The organism is Bacillus sp. SRB3LM (assembly GCF_015712745.1).
Taxonomy (GTDB): Bacteria; Bacillota; Bacilli; order Bacillales; family Bacillaceae_G; genus Bacillus_A; species Bacillus_A thuringiensis_K.
In genome coordinates, this window is record NZ_VWVQ01000103.1 from 383,285 (window position 1) to 397,176 (window position 13,892).

Here is a 13,892-nt window from a genome sequence, read left to right on the forward strand (position 1 = left end):
TATAACGAATGAGCCATATACTTTGTGACACTACAAAATCTATTTATAAATAAAATTTAATAATAAAATAAACAAAAGCCCAATTTCTCTATTTTAACTGAGAAATTGGGCTTTTTAATATTAGAATTTTCTTGACTGTTTCCCTAGGAATATCCCTCTTACGCCTTTTCAGTAAGCAGCATATGCTCTATCGCTTCTTTTAACAAATTCTTTGTCTCTTCCAAGTTATGATTCTTCTTTTCCTCTGGTTGCACCGTATAAAACTCAGCAAATGAGCGCTCTTTATATCTTGGTACGACATGCATGTGATAATGTGTTAACTCGTTAAATACTCCACCATTTTGACAAACTGTAACTCCGTCAGGTTTATATACTATCTTAATCGCTTTTGCAATAAGCTTAGAAGCATCCATAATAGATTTTGCTACAACGTCATCTAATTCGTCTACTTCTACAACATGCTGCTTTGGCACAATTAAAGTATGTCCTGGGTAGAAAGGCGCATGATCTAAAAAGCAAGTTACATAATCATCTTCATATACTTTATATATTTTTTCCTCTTCGTTTGCTAATTTACAACCTAAACAGTCCACTACACTTTCCCCTCTTTCTAAAAACATAAAAACGTGAGAATACGGCTCTCACGTTTTTATGTTTCACTTTATTAGCTCAATTGTTTCCGTAACCTTTATACTATCTTTTACAGATTGAACAATCGTACAATTTTTCACTGCAAGCTGCAGCGCCTTGTCCAGCTGCTCTTCTGTAATGTTTTCTGCTTTAATTTTATAGTGCAAATGAACACTTTCAACTGGCTTCGATAAAGCTTCACTTCTACCAATTTCAGTTTCGATTGTAAACGTATCATATGTAATACGTTTCTTTTCTAAAATCGTTCGAAAGACAATTGCACTACACCCTGCGATAGAAGAAACGAGTAATTGTAACGGTGAATACCCGTTTTCTTTTCCAATCGCTAATTGATCATACGATAAATCTGCTTCTATATCATCGTGTTTGATTGTTAGTTTCATTTGTTTTTTCCATCTCCACTTTCATCGGTTTCTGCCGTTTCTTACTAATATAATAATATATATAGCAGAAAATGATAAATGGAATACCACAGTATAACGCCATTCTTTGTTCAGGAATAAATGCTAAACTAATAACAACGATACTATTTGTAATTAAAGCTAAAATTGGAACAATTGGGTATAGTGGTGTTCTATACTTTAAGTCCTCTAACTTTCCTCCGCCTTTTATATACTGACTTCTAAAGCGAAGTTGCGATAGAGCAATAATGATCCAACTTGAAACAGCTGATAAACCAGCTATAGATAATAAGTACATGTATACTGTATCTTCTGCAAGGAAACTTGTGAATAAAGAAAGACCTGCTACCGCAATCGTTACGACTAGCGCTGTAATTGGAATACCACGCTTATTTACTTTCTGGAAGGAAGTTGGTGCCATTCCCTCATTTGCAAGTGACCATAGTATACGTGTCGCTGCATATAATCCAGAGTTCGCTACAGATAATAACGCAGTAATAATAACGAAGTTCATAATATCAGCTGCGTATGGAATACCAATTTTATCAAATACGACTACGAATGGACTTTCAATTACGCCTGCTTCTTTCCAAGAAATTAATCCTACTAAAATTGTCATCGTTAAAATGAAGAATAACATAATGCGCCATACTGTATTACGGATCGCACGTGGAATTGTTTTTTCTGGATTTTCACTTTCTCCCGCTGCAATTCCGATTAACTCTGTTCCTTGGAATGAGAAGTTAACTGTAATCATTGTAAGTAGTACGGCAGCTAGTCCATTCGGGAAAAGTCCACCATCGCTTACAAAGTTAGAGAAAAGAGGTGCTGCTTCTTTTCCGTCATATGATATAAATCCTAATAATGCACTACCACCAAGAACGACAAATGCAAGGATTGTAATTACTTTAATACTAGAAAACCAAAATTCTAATTCAGCATAACTTTTTGCCGAAATTGCGTTTGAAGCATATAAAATAACACCGAATACAAGGCACCATACCCAAACATCAACATTTGGAAACCATCTTTTCATCATTAAACCTATTGACGTTAATTCTAGACCCACTGTTACTGCCCAGCCAAGCCAGTATAACCAGCCAATCATAAAGCCCGTTCCTGGTCCAATAAACTTCGTTGCATACTTTTGGAAAGATCCTGAAACCGGCATCGCTACCGTTAACTCTCCAAGACAAAGCATTGTTAAATACATAATAAATCCGCCTACTAAATATGAAAGGATGGCTCCCCCTGGTCCAGCCTGATTAATAGTGTAACCTGAACCTAAGAAAAAACCAGTTCCGATTACACCACCAAGTGCGATCATAAATAAATGTCTACTCTTCATCGTGCGATGTAATTTCTCATTCGTTGGTTGCTGCATCTAAATCCTCCCCCTACCAATACCCCTATATCTTGTTAAAATTTTCTGATAATAAAAATATACACGAAAGCGATTACATTTTCTATATAAAATTAAAACTTTTCTGATAAAATAATATAAAAAAATCTAATTATTGCAAGATTTAGATTCTATTTAGAGGAAAATAAGGAGAAACAAGGAAAAAACCCTTACATATATTGTAAGAGTCAACGAAGTTCTAATCTTCTCGATAAAATTGATAAACTATAATTTACGATAAAGTACATACAAGCTACTAATATAAATGTTGGAATCATGTAATTCACATTTTGCCCGCTAATAATTTGAGCATTATGCATAAGCTCAGGGAGTGATATAACAACCGCTAGCGACGTATCCTTCAGCAATGAAATAAATTGACTGACAAGCGGCGGAACCATTCTCCTTAATGCTTGTGGCAAAATAATATGCCAAAGCGCTTGCACATAAGTTAATCCCGAAGATCGTGCGGCTTCAACCTGCCCTTTTTCAATAGACAATAAACCACTTCTAACAATTTCAGATATCATTGCTGCCTCAAATATTGTTAAAGCAACAATTGCAGCTGTTATAATTTCTAATTTCAAGCCTGCTTCTGGAAGTGCAAAATACGTGAAAAATATAATTAACAGTAGTGGTAAGTTTCGAATCAGTTCAACTATAACTCCTAATACTTGTGAGACGACAGGTATTTTCGTGTAGCGCAATATACCGATTACACTTCCAATAATAAAACTAAGTACAATTGCTATGAGCGCTACCTCTAATGTTATAAGTAACCCTTTTAATAAAAATAGAATATGATCTCCTGTAATTGCTCCCTTGAAATCCATTTACACCGCCTCCTTTGCCAAGCGTTTTTCTAAATAACGCACTAGCATACTGAGCGGAATTGTTAATATTAAATAAAACATCCCGACAAATATATAAACATCAAACGTAACAAACGTCTTCGTTGAAATTAAATCTCCTTGATACATTAAATCAGCACCAGCAATGATTCCAAGTATTGAAGAGTTTTTAACTAAATTGAGAAACTGGTTTCCTAAAGGGGGAATTACAATTTTCACAGCTTGGGGTAAGACAACATAATACATCGCCTGCACATACGTTAGCCCTGAAGAGCGGGCAGCTTCCATTTGCCCTTTCGCAACTGATAAAATACCAGCGCGAATTACTTCCGCAATAAAAGCTGCCGTATATACCGTAAGCGTAACTGTTCCTGCTACAAAACCATTTAAAGTAATTCCTATTACAGGTAAAGCAAAATAGAATATAAATGCAATTAATACGAGTGGAATATTTCTTACAAACTCCACAAAAGCTGATCCTATCCAATTTAAAATACGAATAGGTGCAATACGCATTACTGCCAAAATTACTCCTAAAATAAAACTGCCTATCAATGCAATTACACTAGACATAACTGTATATTTAAATCCTTCTAAATACATATCAATGTTATTCGTTAATATAGAAAAATCAGGCACATATTCTCCCCTCTTTCTTTACAAGAAGAGGATGAGTACTCTCATCCTCTCACTTTTACTATCTACTTTTCTGGTTTTTGTCCAATCCACTTCTCATATAATTTGTCATACTCCCCGCTTGCTTTCATGTCTTTAATTAAAGTATTAATCTCTTTCGTTAAATCATCTGCCCCTTTTCGCACTGCAATTCCGTATGGTTCATCTGTAAAAATTTTTCCTACTACTTCATAATTAGAATCTTGTTTTGCCATTCCGTAAAGGATCGCATTATCTGTCGTCAACACATCACCTTTACCTGCCTTTAACGCTGTAAATGCCTCACTATAATTTTCAAACTCTAATACAGTCGCTTCTGGTGACTTTTGACGAATGTTATTTGTAGATGTTGATCCTTTTACAGCTAATACTTTAACGCCTTGTTTTATATCATCAACGCTCTTAATATTGCTTCCTTTTTTCACAAGTAACGATTGTCCTGCTTTAAAATATACATCTGAAAAATCCACTTCTTTTTTGCGTTCTTCCGTAATTGTCATTGTTGCAATAATTGCATCAATATCACCATTTTTCAGCATTGGAATACGTGTTTTAGACGTTACTTCTTTCAGCTCTAGCTTCTTTTCATCTCCAAGAATCTTTTTCGCAAGTGCCTTCGCGACATCAACATCGAATCCTTCTACCTGCCCTGTTGAAGGATTTTTTAATCCAAATAAATTCGTATCATTCTTTACCCCGACTACTAATTTCCCTCGTTTCTTAATTTGTTCAACAGCCCTGCCTTGCTTCGTATTTGTTTCCTTCGCCTCATCTTTTTTACTTCCACACCCAGCAACGACAAGTACGAATAAACACGAGAATATGATTAACATAAACAACTTTTTCATTTTAAGCATAAAACTCCTCCTTTAATGGTTTAACACTCGGCTTAAAAATAGACGCGCTCTTTCTTGTTCAGGACTCGCAAAGAATTGCGCCGGTGTTGTATCCTCAATGATTTTGCCATCATCCATAAATAAAATCCGATCCGCTACTTCTCGCGCAAATCCCATCTCATGCGTGACAACAACCATTGTCATCCCTTCTTTAGCCAGTGCTTTCATAACATCAAGTACCTCTCCAATCATCTCTGGATCAAGAGCAGACGTAGGCTCATCGAATAGCATAATTTCCGGCTGCATTGCAAGTCCTCTAGCAATTGCCACCCGTTGCTGTTGTCCTCCGGATAATTGATGTGGATATACGTTAGCCTTCTCTGGAATTCCTACTTTCTCTAAATAAAACATTGCTGTTTTCTCTGCTTCTTCTTTGGAAACTTTATTTACTTTAATCGGTGCTAATGTAATATTTTGAAGAACCGTTTTATGTGGATATAAATAAAAATGTTGAAAGACCATCCCAATATTTCGCCGCAATTCATTCATGTCCGTTTTTTTATTGTGTACCTCTGTATTTTGTACAATTAATTCTCCATCTGTAATTGGCTCTAATTGATTTATACACCGAAGCAACGTACTTTTTCCTGATCCTGAAGGCCCGACAACTACTACCACTTCGCCTTTTTTCACTTGCACATTAATATTTTTCAAAACTTGAAAGTTACCATAATATTTATTTACATTACGAAATTCTATCAACATACTCCCCCTTCCCCTAACAATGCATGTACATTCTTTTTATATTCAAAAATAGTCCCAAAAATAACTTTTAGCTTCAATTTGTCCATAAAAAAAAGCAAAGAGTTTCCCCTTTGCTTCTTCATTTCTATTCTGTTAAGATACTTCTTCTTTCTTATCTTTCCCGTATTCATGCTCCCAAAAATCAGCATTTTTAATTCCTAATGGCTGCGGATCGAATACTGGATCTTTTCCTTCTTTTTTCTGTTTTTCATAATCCTTTAATGCGACTAATGCAGGTTTTTGTAATAGTAAAATCGCAATGATATTTACCCATGCCATAATTCCTACACCGATATCACCTAAAGCCCACGCCGTTGCTGCTGTTTTAATACAGCCGTAGAATACAGCTCCTAAAAAAACAAATTTTAGTACCATAGACAACCAAGGACGATCTTTATCTCGATTTAAGTACGCAATATTCGTTTCTGCAATGTAGTAATACGCCATAATTGTTGTAAACGCGAAGAATAATAACGAGATTGCAACGAAACCGTTTCCAAATCCAGGGAAAACAGATTCTACCGCCGCCTGTGTATATCCTGGTCCTGGCTGAGCACCATTTAATTTATTAACGATAAAGTTTTTTCCGCTTGCATCAAATACGTTATACATGCCTGTAATAATCATCATAAATGCTGTTGCTGAACAAACAAATAATGTATCAATGTAAACGGAAAATGCTTGCACTAAACCTTGCTTAGCTGGATGTGATACTTCAGCTGCTGCTGCTGCATGTGGTCCAGTTCCTTGCCCTGCTTCATTGGAATAAATACCACGTTTTACTCCCCAAGAAATTGCTAAACCGATAATACCACCGAAAGCAGCTTCTAATGCAAATGCACTTCTTATAATTAACATAAATGCTTCTGGCAATTTTTCAATATTCATAGCAACAATGACGCAAGCTACTAAAATATAGCCTATTGCCATAAACGGTACGACAACTTGCGCTACGTTAACAATTCGCTTCACTCCACCGAAAATAATAAGAGCTAATACGACAACTAATATAGCCCCTGATACGGTAGTATTAATACCAAAAGCCGTTTCTAAACTTACAGCAATACTATTTGCTTGTACACCCGGTAATAAAAGTCCTGTTGCAAGAATTGTCGCTGCAACGAACACTAAAGCATACCATTTAACTCCTAAACCTTTTTCGATGTAATAAGCAGGACCACCTCGGAACTGTCCTTGATGTTTCGTCTTATATATTTGCGCTAATGTCGATTCTACATAAGCAGAACCTGCTCCTAAGAAGGCTACTGCCCACATCCAAAATACAGCCCCTGGTCCACCAAATGCAACCGCTGTTGCTACCCCAGCGATATTCCCTGTCCCAACGCGCCCTGATAAAGAAAGTGCTAACGCCTGAAATGAAGAAACACCAGCCTCTGATTTTTCTCCTTGAAATGTCAGCTTCACCATTTCTCCTACGTGTCTTACTTGTAAAAACTTTGTTCGAATGGAAAAATATAAACCTACTCCTAAACATAAATAAACAAGTGCTGGACTCCAAACAATATTATTTAACCAATTTACGAAAGTTTCCAACATTCCCCCTCCTTCTTTATAAAGAATATTCAGAATATATATAAAATTATAAGTGCATACCGAATCTAGGACAATATTATTTTAATAAAACAAACATATTTTTGTATAAAAAAACAAAGTATACATTTATTTTGTATACTTTGTTTTGAACAAAATGTATTATATATTCACAATTGCTTCTTCGCTTATAATTCTTTCATATAACTCTTCAGATAATTTTTGGAAGTTATCTGGCATATCTTTCCCCTTAAACTTCTTTTGGAGTGTGCCGTATAGACCTATGTCACGTAAACGTAAAAATAGTGGTAACGATTCATACCAACTATCCGCCAGCCTGTGCTCATACTCATATCCTTTTCGTAACACTTGTAACTGTTTACGAGCAAAATCTGTTTTCTCTTCTGCTGTCCACGGTGTAAATAGAACAGAGTAGTATAGAACCATCGCTAAATCATGTATAAAGTAATTATAAGCCGCATCATCAAAATCAAAGATTGTTAGCTCTTTACCATCATAATGAAAATTACCTGGATGAATATCACCGTGCATAAGACCGAACGTTTCTCTTTCAACTGGAAGAGCCTTAATTTCATCCATTAATACCGCTGCAATCTTTTTCACTTGATCATCTTCTAATTCATTAATAATCCCACTTTCGTCTTCTTCCCACGTATCACGATGATTCGTTTTAGGATAGTTCATTGTTAGGCGATGCAGTTGTCCAATCGCTTTTCCCCATGCTTCAAAATAAGCATCTCCCCAATAAGGTGATCCTTCCCCTTTTACTTGCTCGCCTTTTGCATATGTAAATAAAGACGCGAAAAAGAACGTTCCATCCTCTGCTACGATTTCTTCTACGAGATTTCGAGACGTTGAATCAAGAGGTCCTGCTACCTTTGCCCCATTCTCTGCAACATATCGTAAAAAATCTAGTTCAGCCTCTACCTCTTGTTTAGAGCGATGAGAAGAATGTGTTAAACGTAATACGTAATCTTCATCATTATCACCCTTTGCCTTAAAAATATAATTTTCAAAATCTCCAAGTGGCTTTTCTTCTACTGTTACATGAAATTCCCTTGCCGCTCTTGCTAAAATTTCCTTTGTAAAAACACGTTCTACAGCTATTTCCATATATATCCCTCCTATATATCTTCTTAATTCGACACAAACGTGAGAAGTACTGCTATGAAATTGAATAATGCACAAAAGACAATGTAACGTAACTTTCAATTCTCTTCTTAAAAAAATAATCCAAGCATAAATTTCTCACAAAAAGCAAAAATTAACAGAAGTAATTTTATTCTAAAAGAGGTGGAAAGTATGACAGAGAAAAAAGAACAACAAGAGAGTAAAAAACAAAAGCATATGTTTCCATCACTTCCGGAGAACATTAATTACATTGAAAATAAACTTTCTCATTCTGATGATATAAAAAAATTAGATCTCCCTTTTCAAAACGGAAAAGGAACAATCTTATATATTGAATCTTTAGCAGATCCAAATTTAATTCATCAATTAGCTCTTGAACCATTATTAACTCGATCGGATCTGTCCTTAGATAAAGCCTTTTCCACATTAAATATGAAAAAAGAAACGAATTTAAATTATGGAGTACAGGTTTTATTACAAGGTAAATCCTTATATTTTCATGAACATGTCAATAGTTTTTGTATTTTCGAAACAGCTTTATCTTTAAAGAGAGATATAGCAGAGCCTGATAATGAAGGAATTGTGCGCGGTCCACATACTGGTTTTGTAGAGGATCTAGCAACGAATTTAACCTCTATTCGCAAACTCATTAAGAGTCCAAATTTAGTTGTTAAGTACTTTACAATCGGTGAAGAGATGCACACGAAAGTGGCAATTGCTTATATGCAAAATATAGCCAATGACGATCTAGTTGCCGAAGTGAAAAGAAGGTTAGAAAAAATTAAGACAGATGCACTTATGCCTCCAGGATACATACAAGAATTCATAGAGGATACGTCCTTCTCGCCATTTCCGCAGCAATTAAATACAGAGCGTCCAGATAGGACCGCTGCTAATTTAATGGAAGGACGGGTTGCAATTTTATCTGATGGGGACCCAACAGCGCTCATCGTACCTGTTACGTTATTCGCTTTTTATCAATCACCAGATGATTATAATAACCGCTGGATTGTAGGTTCTTTCGTCCGAATGATTCGCTTAGTAAGTTTTTTAATTGCCTTTCTCTTGCCAGCTTTATATATTGCAACTGTCGCTTTTCATCCTGATGTGTTACCGCTCGAACTTGTGTATACAATTAAAGCTTCATTAGAGAAAGTACCGCTTCCTCCTATTTTTGAAGCTCTCTTAATGGAATTAATCTTTGAATTGTTACGCGAAGCTGGTATTCGCTTGCCGAGCCGAGTGGGACAAACAATCGGTATTGTAGGTGGTTTAGTAATTGGTGATGCAATTGTAAAGGCTGGGCTTGTTTCTTACACAATGATTATCGTTGTAGCTTTAACTGCAATTTCATCTTTTCTCGTTCCATCAAATGATATGAGCTCAGCAGTTCGCATTCTTCGTTTTCCATTAATGCTTCTTGCTGCTATATTCGGATATTTAGGAATATCATTCGGTCTCATTATAACTTTTGTTCATTTATGTCAGCTACATTCATTTCATACACCATATCTTTCTCCTGTTGCCCCGATGCGGATAAAAGATATGAAAGATTCTTTCGTAAGACTACCAATTTGGTCATTTTGGGAAAGACCACATGATCCAAAGCCGAAAAAAATGCAACGCCAACATGTAACGAGAGAGGATGAGGACGGTGACAAACACGCAAAGTAAAATTTCACTAGTTCAATTTACCTTTTTCGTTATTCAATGCCAAATCGGAGTGGGCATACTTTCTCTACCGAACCGTCTTCACCTAATAGCAAAAGGTGGTGGATGGATTTCTGCTCTTATCGCTGGTCTGGCAATTCAACTTATTATTTTACTTATGTGGCTTTTCTTAAAACGATTTCCTGATGCAAATATGTATGAAAGTGTTTGTATGCTATTTGGTAATAAGTTTGGAAAACTATTAGGTTTTGCTTATGTTTTTTATTTTACACTTATCGGTATGACGGTTATGTTAAATGCTTGTAATGTCATTAAAGTATGGGTTTTACAAGCAACTCCGTGGTCTGCAATTCTCATATTATGTACAGTAGCTTGTTGTTATGTCGCTTATAATACATTTAAAGTCATCGTACGATTTTATGTCATGGCCTCTATTCTCATTATTCCAATGGCCCTTTTAATTGCCCTAGGGTTTTCCCGAGCTGATTTTTCTTATATTTTCCCACTTACAGAGGCTGGGTGGTGGAATATTATTCAAGCATCGAAAGAAACAATTACAGCCATGTATGGTTTTGAAATTATTCTTATTGCCTTTCCAAAAGTAAACGGGAGTTCTGTGGCAAAACTGAAGGCCATTTCTATCGCTAATGGATTTGTAACACTTTTTTATACTTTTACCGTTTGGATTTGCTTTATCGTATTTAGTCCAAAACAAGTTGAGCTTATTCCAGAGCCAGTTGCTTACTTATTACGCTCCTTGCATATTGGAATTATAGACCGAACGGACCTAATCTTCATACCAATTTGGATGATAACTGTCGCTGCCTCTATTGCTAGTTATTATTGTGCTGCTTCTATCGGCATTGGACACATATTCAACCTTGCTAATCATAAAAAAGCTGTTCCAATCGTTGGTATAATTGCTTTTAGTGTAGCCTTATTTATAGATACACCTGAAGAATTAAAAGTAATTGCAACTTTCACTGATAAGTTTACCTATATTTTCATCGTTGTCCTCCCTCTTTTATTTCTACTTTATTCAGTAATAAGAAAGAAGAAAGGAGAACAATATGTTCCAAAAAAGAGTTAAATTACTTTTTATATTATGTACTAGTTCCCTCCTTTCTGGCTGTTGGGATCAAGAACCATTAAGAGAAGCGAGATTAGCTTATAGTATTGGAGCTGATATTACGGAAGAGAATAAACTCCAGCAAACAATCGAGCTCGTAAAAAGTTCAAGCGGAGAACAATCTTCATTCGAGAATGAAATACATTCAGCAACCGGGCATAACATAAGAGATACAAGCGATTCCCTAAAAAAAAATGTGACTGGAAATATTCGCTATTTTAAATATGGTGTTCAATTACTAGGAACCAAAATTCTAAAAAAAGGGATACTACCCTATTTAGATGTCAGTTTTCGGGATCCAACAAATCCAACTGCTTTAGTAAAGCTTATTGCAGTAGATGGTGAAACGTCCGAGGTACTCGAAAAAAAGAAAGTAGGAAATTTATTAATTGGAGATTTTTTAAAGAAAAAAGTGAAAAGCTTAGAAGATATGAGTGTATTTCCAAAAGAAACTTTAGAAACAGCTGCTACAAAAATGTTAGACCCCGGTAAAGACTTTATACTCCCTTCCATAAAAATAAAAGGAAAAGAAGTAATTACAAACGGGTTAGCTTTATTTAACAATGATAAATTAACTGGGCATTTACCTTTGAAACAATCGGTTTTATTCGTATTATTAACCGGAAAAATGGGAACAAGTGCGCGTATAACCCAAAAGCTTACTAGCGAGAAATCAGAGAAGACATCTGATTATTTAACAATGGAAATTAGCAATCGAAAGTTAAAACGAGACTTAAAAATAACGACAGATAAAAAAGGAAATGTTTATGCTCACATTAAACTACAACTAAAAGTGATAGCGCTTGAAGCTCCAAGAGATAACCTTTATAAAATGGATGAAAGAAAAAAACTAAATAAAGAATTGTCTAAACAGCTTACGAAAGAAGCTAAAAAGATAACTAACAAGCTACAAAAAGCTAACTGTGATGCTTTCGGTATCGGAAGACACCTTATCGCCTATCACCCTGACTTATGGAAGAAAAAAAATTGGAATAAAGATTATGCAAAAGTAAAATTCAAACCTGAGGTAGATGTAAATATTTTGTATAGTGGTGTCTTAAAATAAAAAGGTTGTATGCCGCTCGGGCATACAACCTTTTTATTTCGTATATCGATACACAATTGATTCATATGGTCTTAAGTTAAGTTTTGTAATATCCTTGCTGCAATCTTTATAATTCGACAGTAGTACCTCTTGTTTCATTCCATCTAATTGAACATGAGCTGGTACAGAATACTTTATTTCTTCTCCATAGAAGTTATTGATAACAAGTAATATCTCATCATTTACAGTACGTGTATATGCCCAAATCTTAGGATGATTCTTATCTAAAATAGCATATTCTCCTTCTGTCATAACATCATATGTTTTTCTTAGTTCAATTAGTTTTTTATAATGATAAAATACAGACTCTTTATCGGCTAGTGCCTTCTCTACGTTTATTTCTTTAAAATTTTTAGCCGCTGAAATCCAAGGTGTACTTGTTGTAAACCCGCTATTTATTTCTTCATTCCACTGCATCGGAGTGCGAGAGTTGTCACGAGATTTTTGCTTTAAAATCCCGATAATATCTTCTTTTGATAGCCCTTCTTTTAGCTTTATATCGTATATATTTAACGATTCCACATCACGATATTGCTCGATGGACTCAAATTTAGGATTCGTCATACCGATTTCTTCCCCCTGATAAATATAAGGCGTTCCTTGCAGCATGTGCATAGCTGTCGCTAACATTTTTGCAGATTCGTTTCGGTACTTTCCATCATCACCAAAGCGTGACACAATGCGAGGCTGGTCATGATTACACCAAAATAACGCATTCCATCCTCCGCCCTTTTGCATTTCAATTTGCCAGTTAGACATAATCTCTTTTAATTTAATGAAATCAAACTCTGCTTCCTTCCACTTATCACCATTCGGATAATCTACTTTTAAATGATGGAAACTAAACGTCATGCTCAGTTCATTGCGCTCAGGATTAGAATATTTAATACAATTATCAATTGTCGTAGAAGACATTTCTCCAACTGTAATTACATCTTTTCCTGCAAAAACATTGCGGTTCATCTCTTGTAAATATTCATGAACACGCGGGCCATCTGTATAATACTTGCGTCCATCACTTGTCGCAGTATTACCTTCATCGTTTAAGAAGCATTGGTCTTTTGAAATTAAATTAATGACATCTAATCGGAATCCCGTTACCCCTTTATCCAGCCAAAAGCGCATCATATCATATACTTCTTCACGAAGTTTTTCATTTTCCCAATTCAAATCAGCTTGTGTTTCATCAAATAAATGTAAATAATATTGCTCCGTCTTCTCATCATATTTCCAAGCAGATCCACCAAACTTAGACTGCCAATTATTTTTTTCATCACGCCAAATATAGTAATTACGATATGGACTATTTTTATCTTCCTTCGCTTCTTTAAACCACTTATGTTCAGTCGAACTATGATTTACAACAATATCAAGCATAATCTCAATGTTACGTACTTTCGCTTCTGCTAAAAGTTCTTCAAACTCTTCCATCGTTCCGTAAGATGGATCAATGCTGTAGTAATCACTTACATCATATCCATTATCATTTTGTGGTGATTGGTATATCGGTGTTAACCATATATAATCCACTCCGAGTTCTTTTAAATAATCTAGTTTCTCTGTAACCCCTTTTATATCCCCGGTTTCCCTATTGTAATAACTATTAAAGCTCTTCGGATAAATTTGATAGACTACACTTTTATGCCAATCCTTCATGTTTAACT

The 13,892-nt window shown here is 35.3% G+C and carries 12 protein-coding genes and 1 pseudogene; 3 read left to right on the top strand and 10 right to left on the bottom strand.

The genetic code is table 11. The annotated features are described in order from the left end of the window. Positions 1-158: 158 nt before the first annotated feature. The 9 genes and pseudogenes from F3I02_RS29135 to F3I02_RS29175 form a co-directional block, all read right to left on the bottom strand. Positions 159-593 (bottom strand): HIT family protein, encoded by a 435-nt coding sequence (locus F3I02_RS29135; RefSeq protein ID WP_061883775.1) that lies wholly within the window; start codon positions 591-593, stop codon positions 159-161. A 63-nt stretch (positions 594-656) separates the two neighbouring features. Beyond that, on the bottom strand, positions 657-1,034 hold the full coding sequence (locus F3I02_RS29140) for an OsmC family protein (protein WP_000778819.1): 378 nt from the start codon (positions 1,032-1,034) through the stop codon (positions 657-659). Further along, positions 1,009-2,436, bottom strand: a complete 1,428-nt coding sequence (locus tag F3I02_RS29145; protein ID WP_001187097.1) for an amino acid permease — start codon at positions 2,434-2,436, stop codon at positions 1,009-1,011. The genes F3I02_RS29140 and F3I02_RS29145 overlap by 26 nt, the downstream gene beginning before the upstream one ends. Positions 2,437-2,642: 206 nt before the next feature. After that, entirely contained in the window at positions 2,643-3,287 is a 645-nt protein-coding gene (locus tag F3I02_RS29150; protein WP_000345957.1) for an amino acid ABC transporter permease, read from the bottom strand. After that, positions 3,288-3,944, bottom strand: a complete 657-nt coding sequence (locus F3I02_RS29155) for an amino acid ABC transporter permease (protein WP_001112667.1) — start codon at positions 3,942-3,944, stop codon at positions 3,288-3,290. A gap of 62 nt (positions 3,945-4,006) precedes the next feature. Further along, entirely contained in the window at positions 4,007-4,837 is an 831-nt protein-coding gene (glnH, locus tag F3I02_RS29160) for a glutamine ABC transporter substrate-binding protein GlnH (protein WP_196478673.1), read from the bottom strand. 12 nt (positions 4,838-4,849) lie between these two features. Further along, a pseudogene (locus F3I02_RS29165) lies at positions 4,850-5,769 on the bottom strand (amino acid ABC transporter ATP-binding protein). Further along, complete coding sequence (locus F3I02_RS29170) at positions 5,714-7,174, bottom strand: alanine/glycine:cation symporter family protein (protein WP_000447398.1); 1,461 nt, start codon at positions 7,172-7,174, stop codon at positions 5,714-5,716. The pseudogene F3I02_RS29165 and the gene F3I02_RS29170 overlap by 56 nt, the downstream one beginning before the upstream one ends. Before the next feature lie 159 nt (positions 7,175-7,333). After that, complete coding sequence (locus F3I02_RS29175; protein WP_000401633.1) at positions 7,334-8,305, bottom strand: phosphotransferase enzyme family protein; 972 nt, start codon at positions 8,303-8,305, stop codon at positions 7,334-7,336. Between the two features lie 189 nt (positions 8,306-8,494). Here F3I02_RS29175 and gerKA point away from each other — a divergent pair, with 189 nt between their 5' ends. From gerKA to gerKC, 3 genes are read left to right on the top strand one after another with little or no spacing between them, the layout of a single operon-like run. Next, positions 8,495-9,997 carry a spore germination protein GerKA gene (gerKA, locus tag F3I02_RS29180; protein ID WP_000136664.1) on the top strand — a complete coding sequence of 501 codons (1,503 nt, stop codon included), beginning with the start codon at positions 8,495-8,497 and terminating at the stop codon, positions 9,995-9,997. Continuing rightward, positions 9,978-11,084, top strand: a complete 1,107-nt coding sequence (locus F3I02_RS29185) for a GerAB/ArcD/ProY family transporter (RefSeq protein WP_000185767.1) — start codon at positions 9,978-9,980, stop codon at positions 11,082-11,084. Before gerKA ends, F3I02_RS29185 begins: the two co-directional genes overlap by 20 nt. Then, complete coding sequence (gene gerKC, locus F3I02_RS29190) at positions 11,065-12,189, top strand: spore germination protein GerKC (RefSeq protein ID WP_000486845.1); 1,125 nt, start codon at positions 11,065-11,067, stop codon at positions 12,187-12,189. The genes F3I02_RS29185 and gerKC overlap by 20 nt, the downstream gene beginning before the upstream one ends. A 33-nt stretch (positions 12,190-12,222) precedes the next feature. Here the strand turns inward: gerKC and treC are convergent, their stop codons facing one another. Beyond that, positions 12,223-13,884 carry an alpha,alpha-phosphotrehalase gene (gene treC, locus F3I02_RS29195; RefSeq protein WP_196478674.1) on the bottom strand — a complete coding sequence of 554 codons (1,662 nt, stop codon included), beginning with the start codon at positions 13,882-13,884 and terminating at the stop codon, positions 12,223-12,225. Positions 13,885-13,892 lie beyond the last annotated feature (8 nt).

Bases quoted from the DNA above. Each gene is read 5' to 3' on its own strand.
- F3I02_RS29140 (WP_000778819.1), bottom strand. From the start codon at position 1,034: ATGAAACTAACAATCAAACACGATGATATAGAAGCAGATTTATCGTAT.
- F3I02_RS29145 (WP_001187097.1), bottom strand. From the start codon at position 2,436: ATGCAGCAACCAACGAATGAGAAATTACATCGCACGATGAAGAGTAGA.
- F3I02_RS29150 (WP_000345957.1), bottom strand. From the start codon at position 3,287: ATGGATTTCAAGGGAGCAATTACAGGAGATCATATTCTATTTTTATTA.
- glnH (WP_196478673.1), bottom strand. From the start codon at position 4,837: ATGCTTAAAATGAAAAAGTTGTTTATGTTAATCATATTCTCGTGTTTA.
- F3I02_RS29175 (WP_000401633.1), bottom strand. From the start codon at position 8,305: ATGGAAATAGCTGTAGAACGTGTTTTTACAAAGGAAATTTTAGCAAGA.
- gerKA (WP_000136664.1), top strand. From the start codon at position 8,495: ATGACAGAGAAAAAAGAACAACAAGAGAGTAAAAAACAAAAGCATATG.
- gerKC (WP_000486845.1), top strand. From the start codon at position 11,065: ATGTTCCAAAAAAGAGTTAAATTACTTTTTATATTATGTACTAGTTCC.
- treC (WP_196478674.1), bottom strand. From the start codon at position 13,884: ATGAAGGATTGGCATAAAAGTGTAGTCTATCAAATTTATCCGAAGAGC.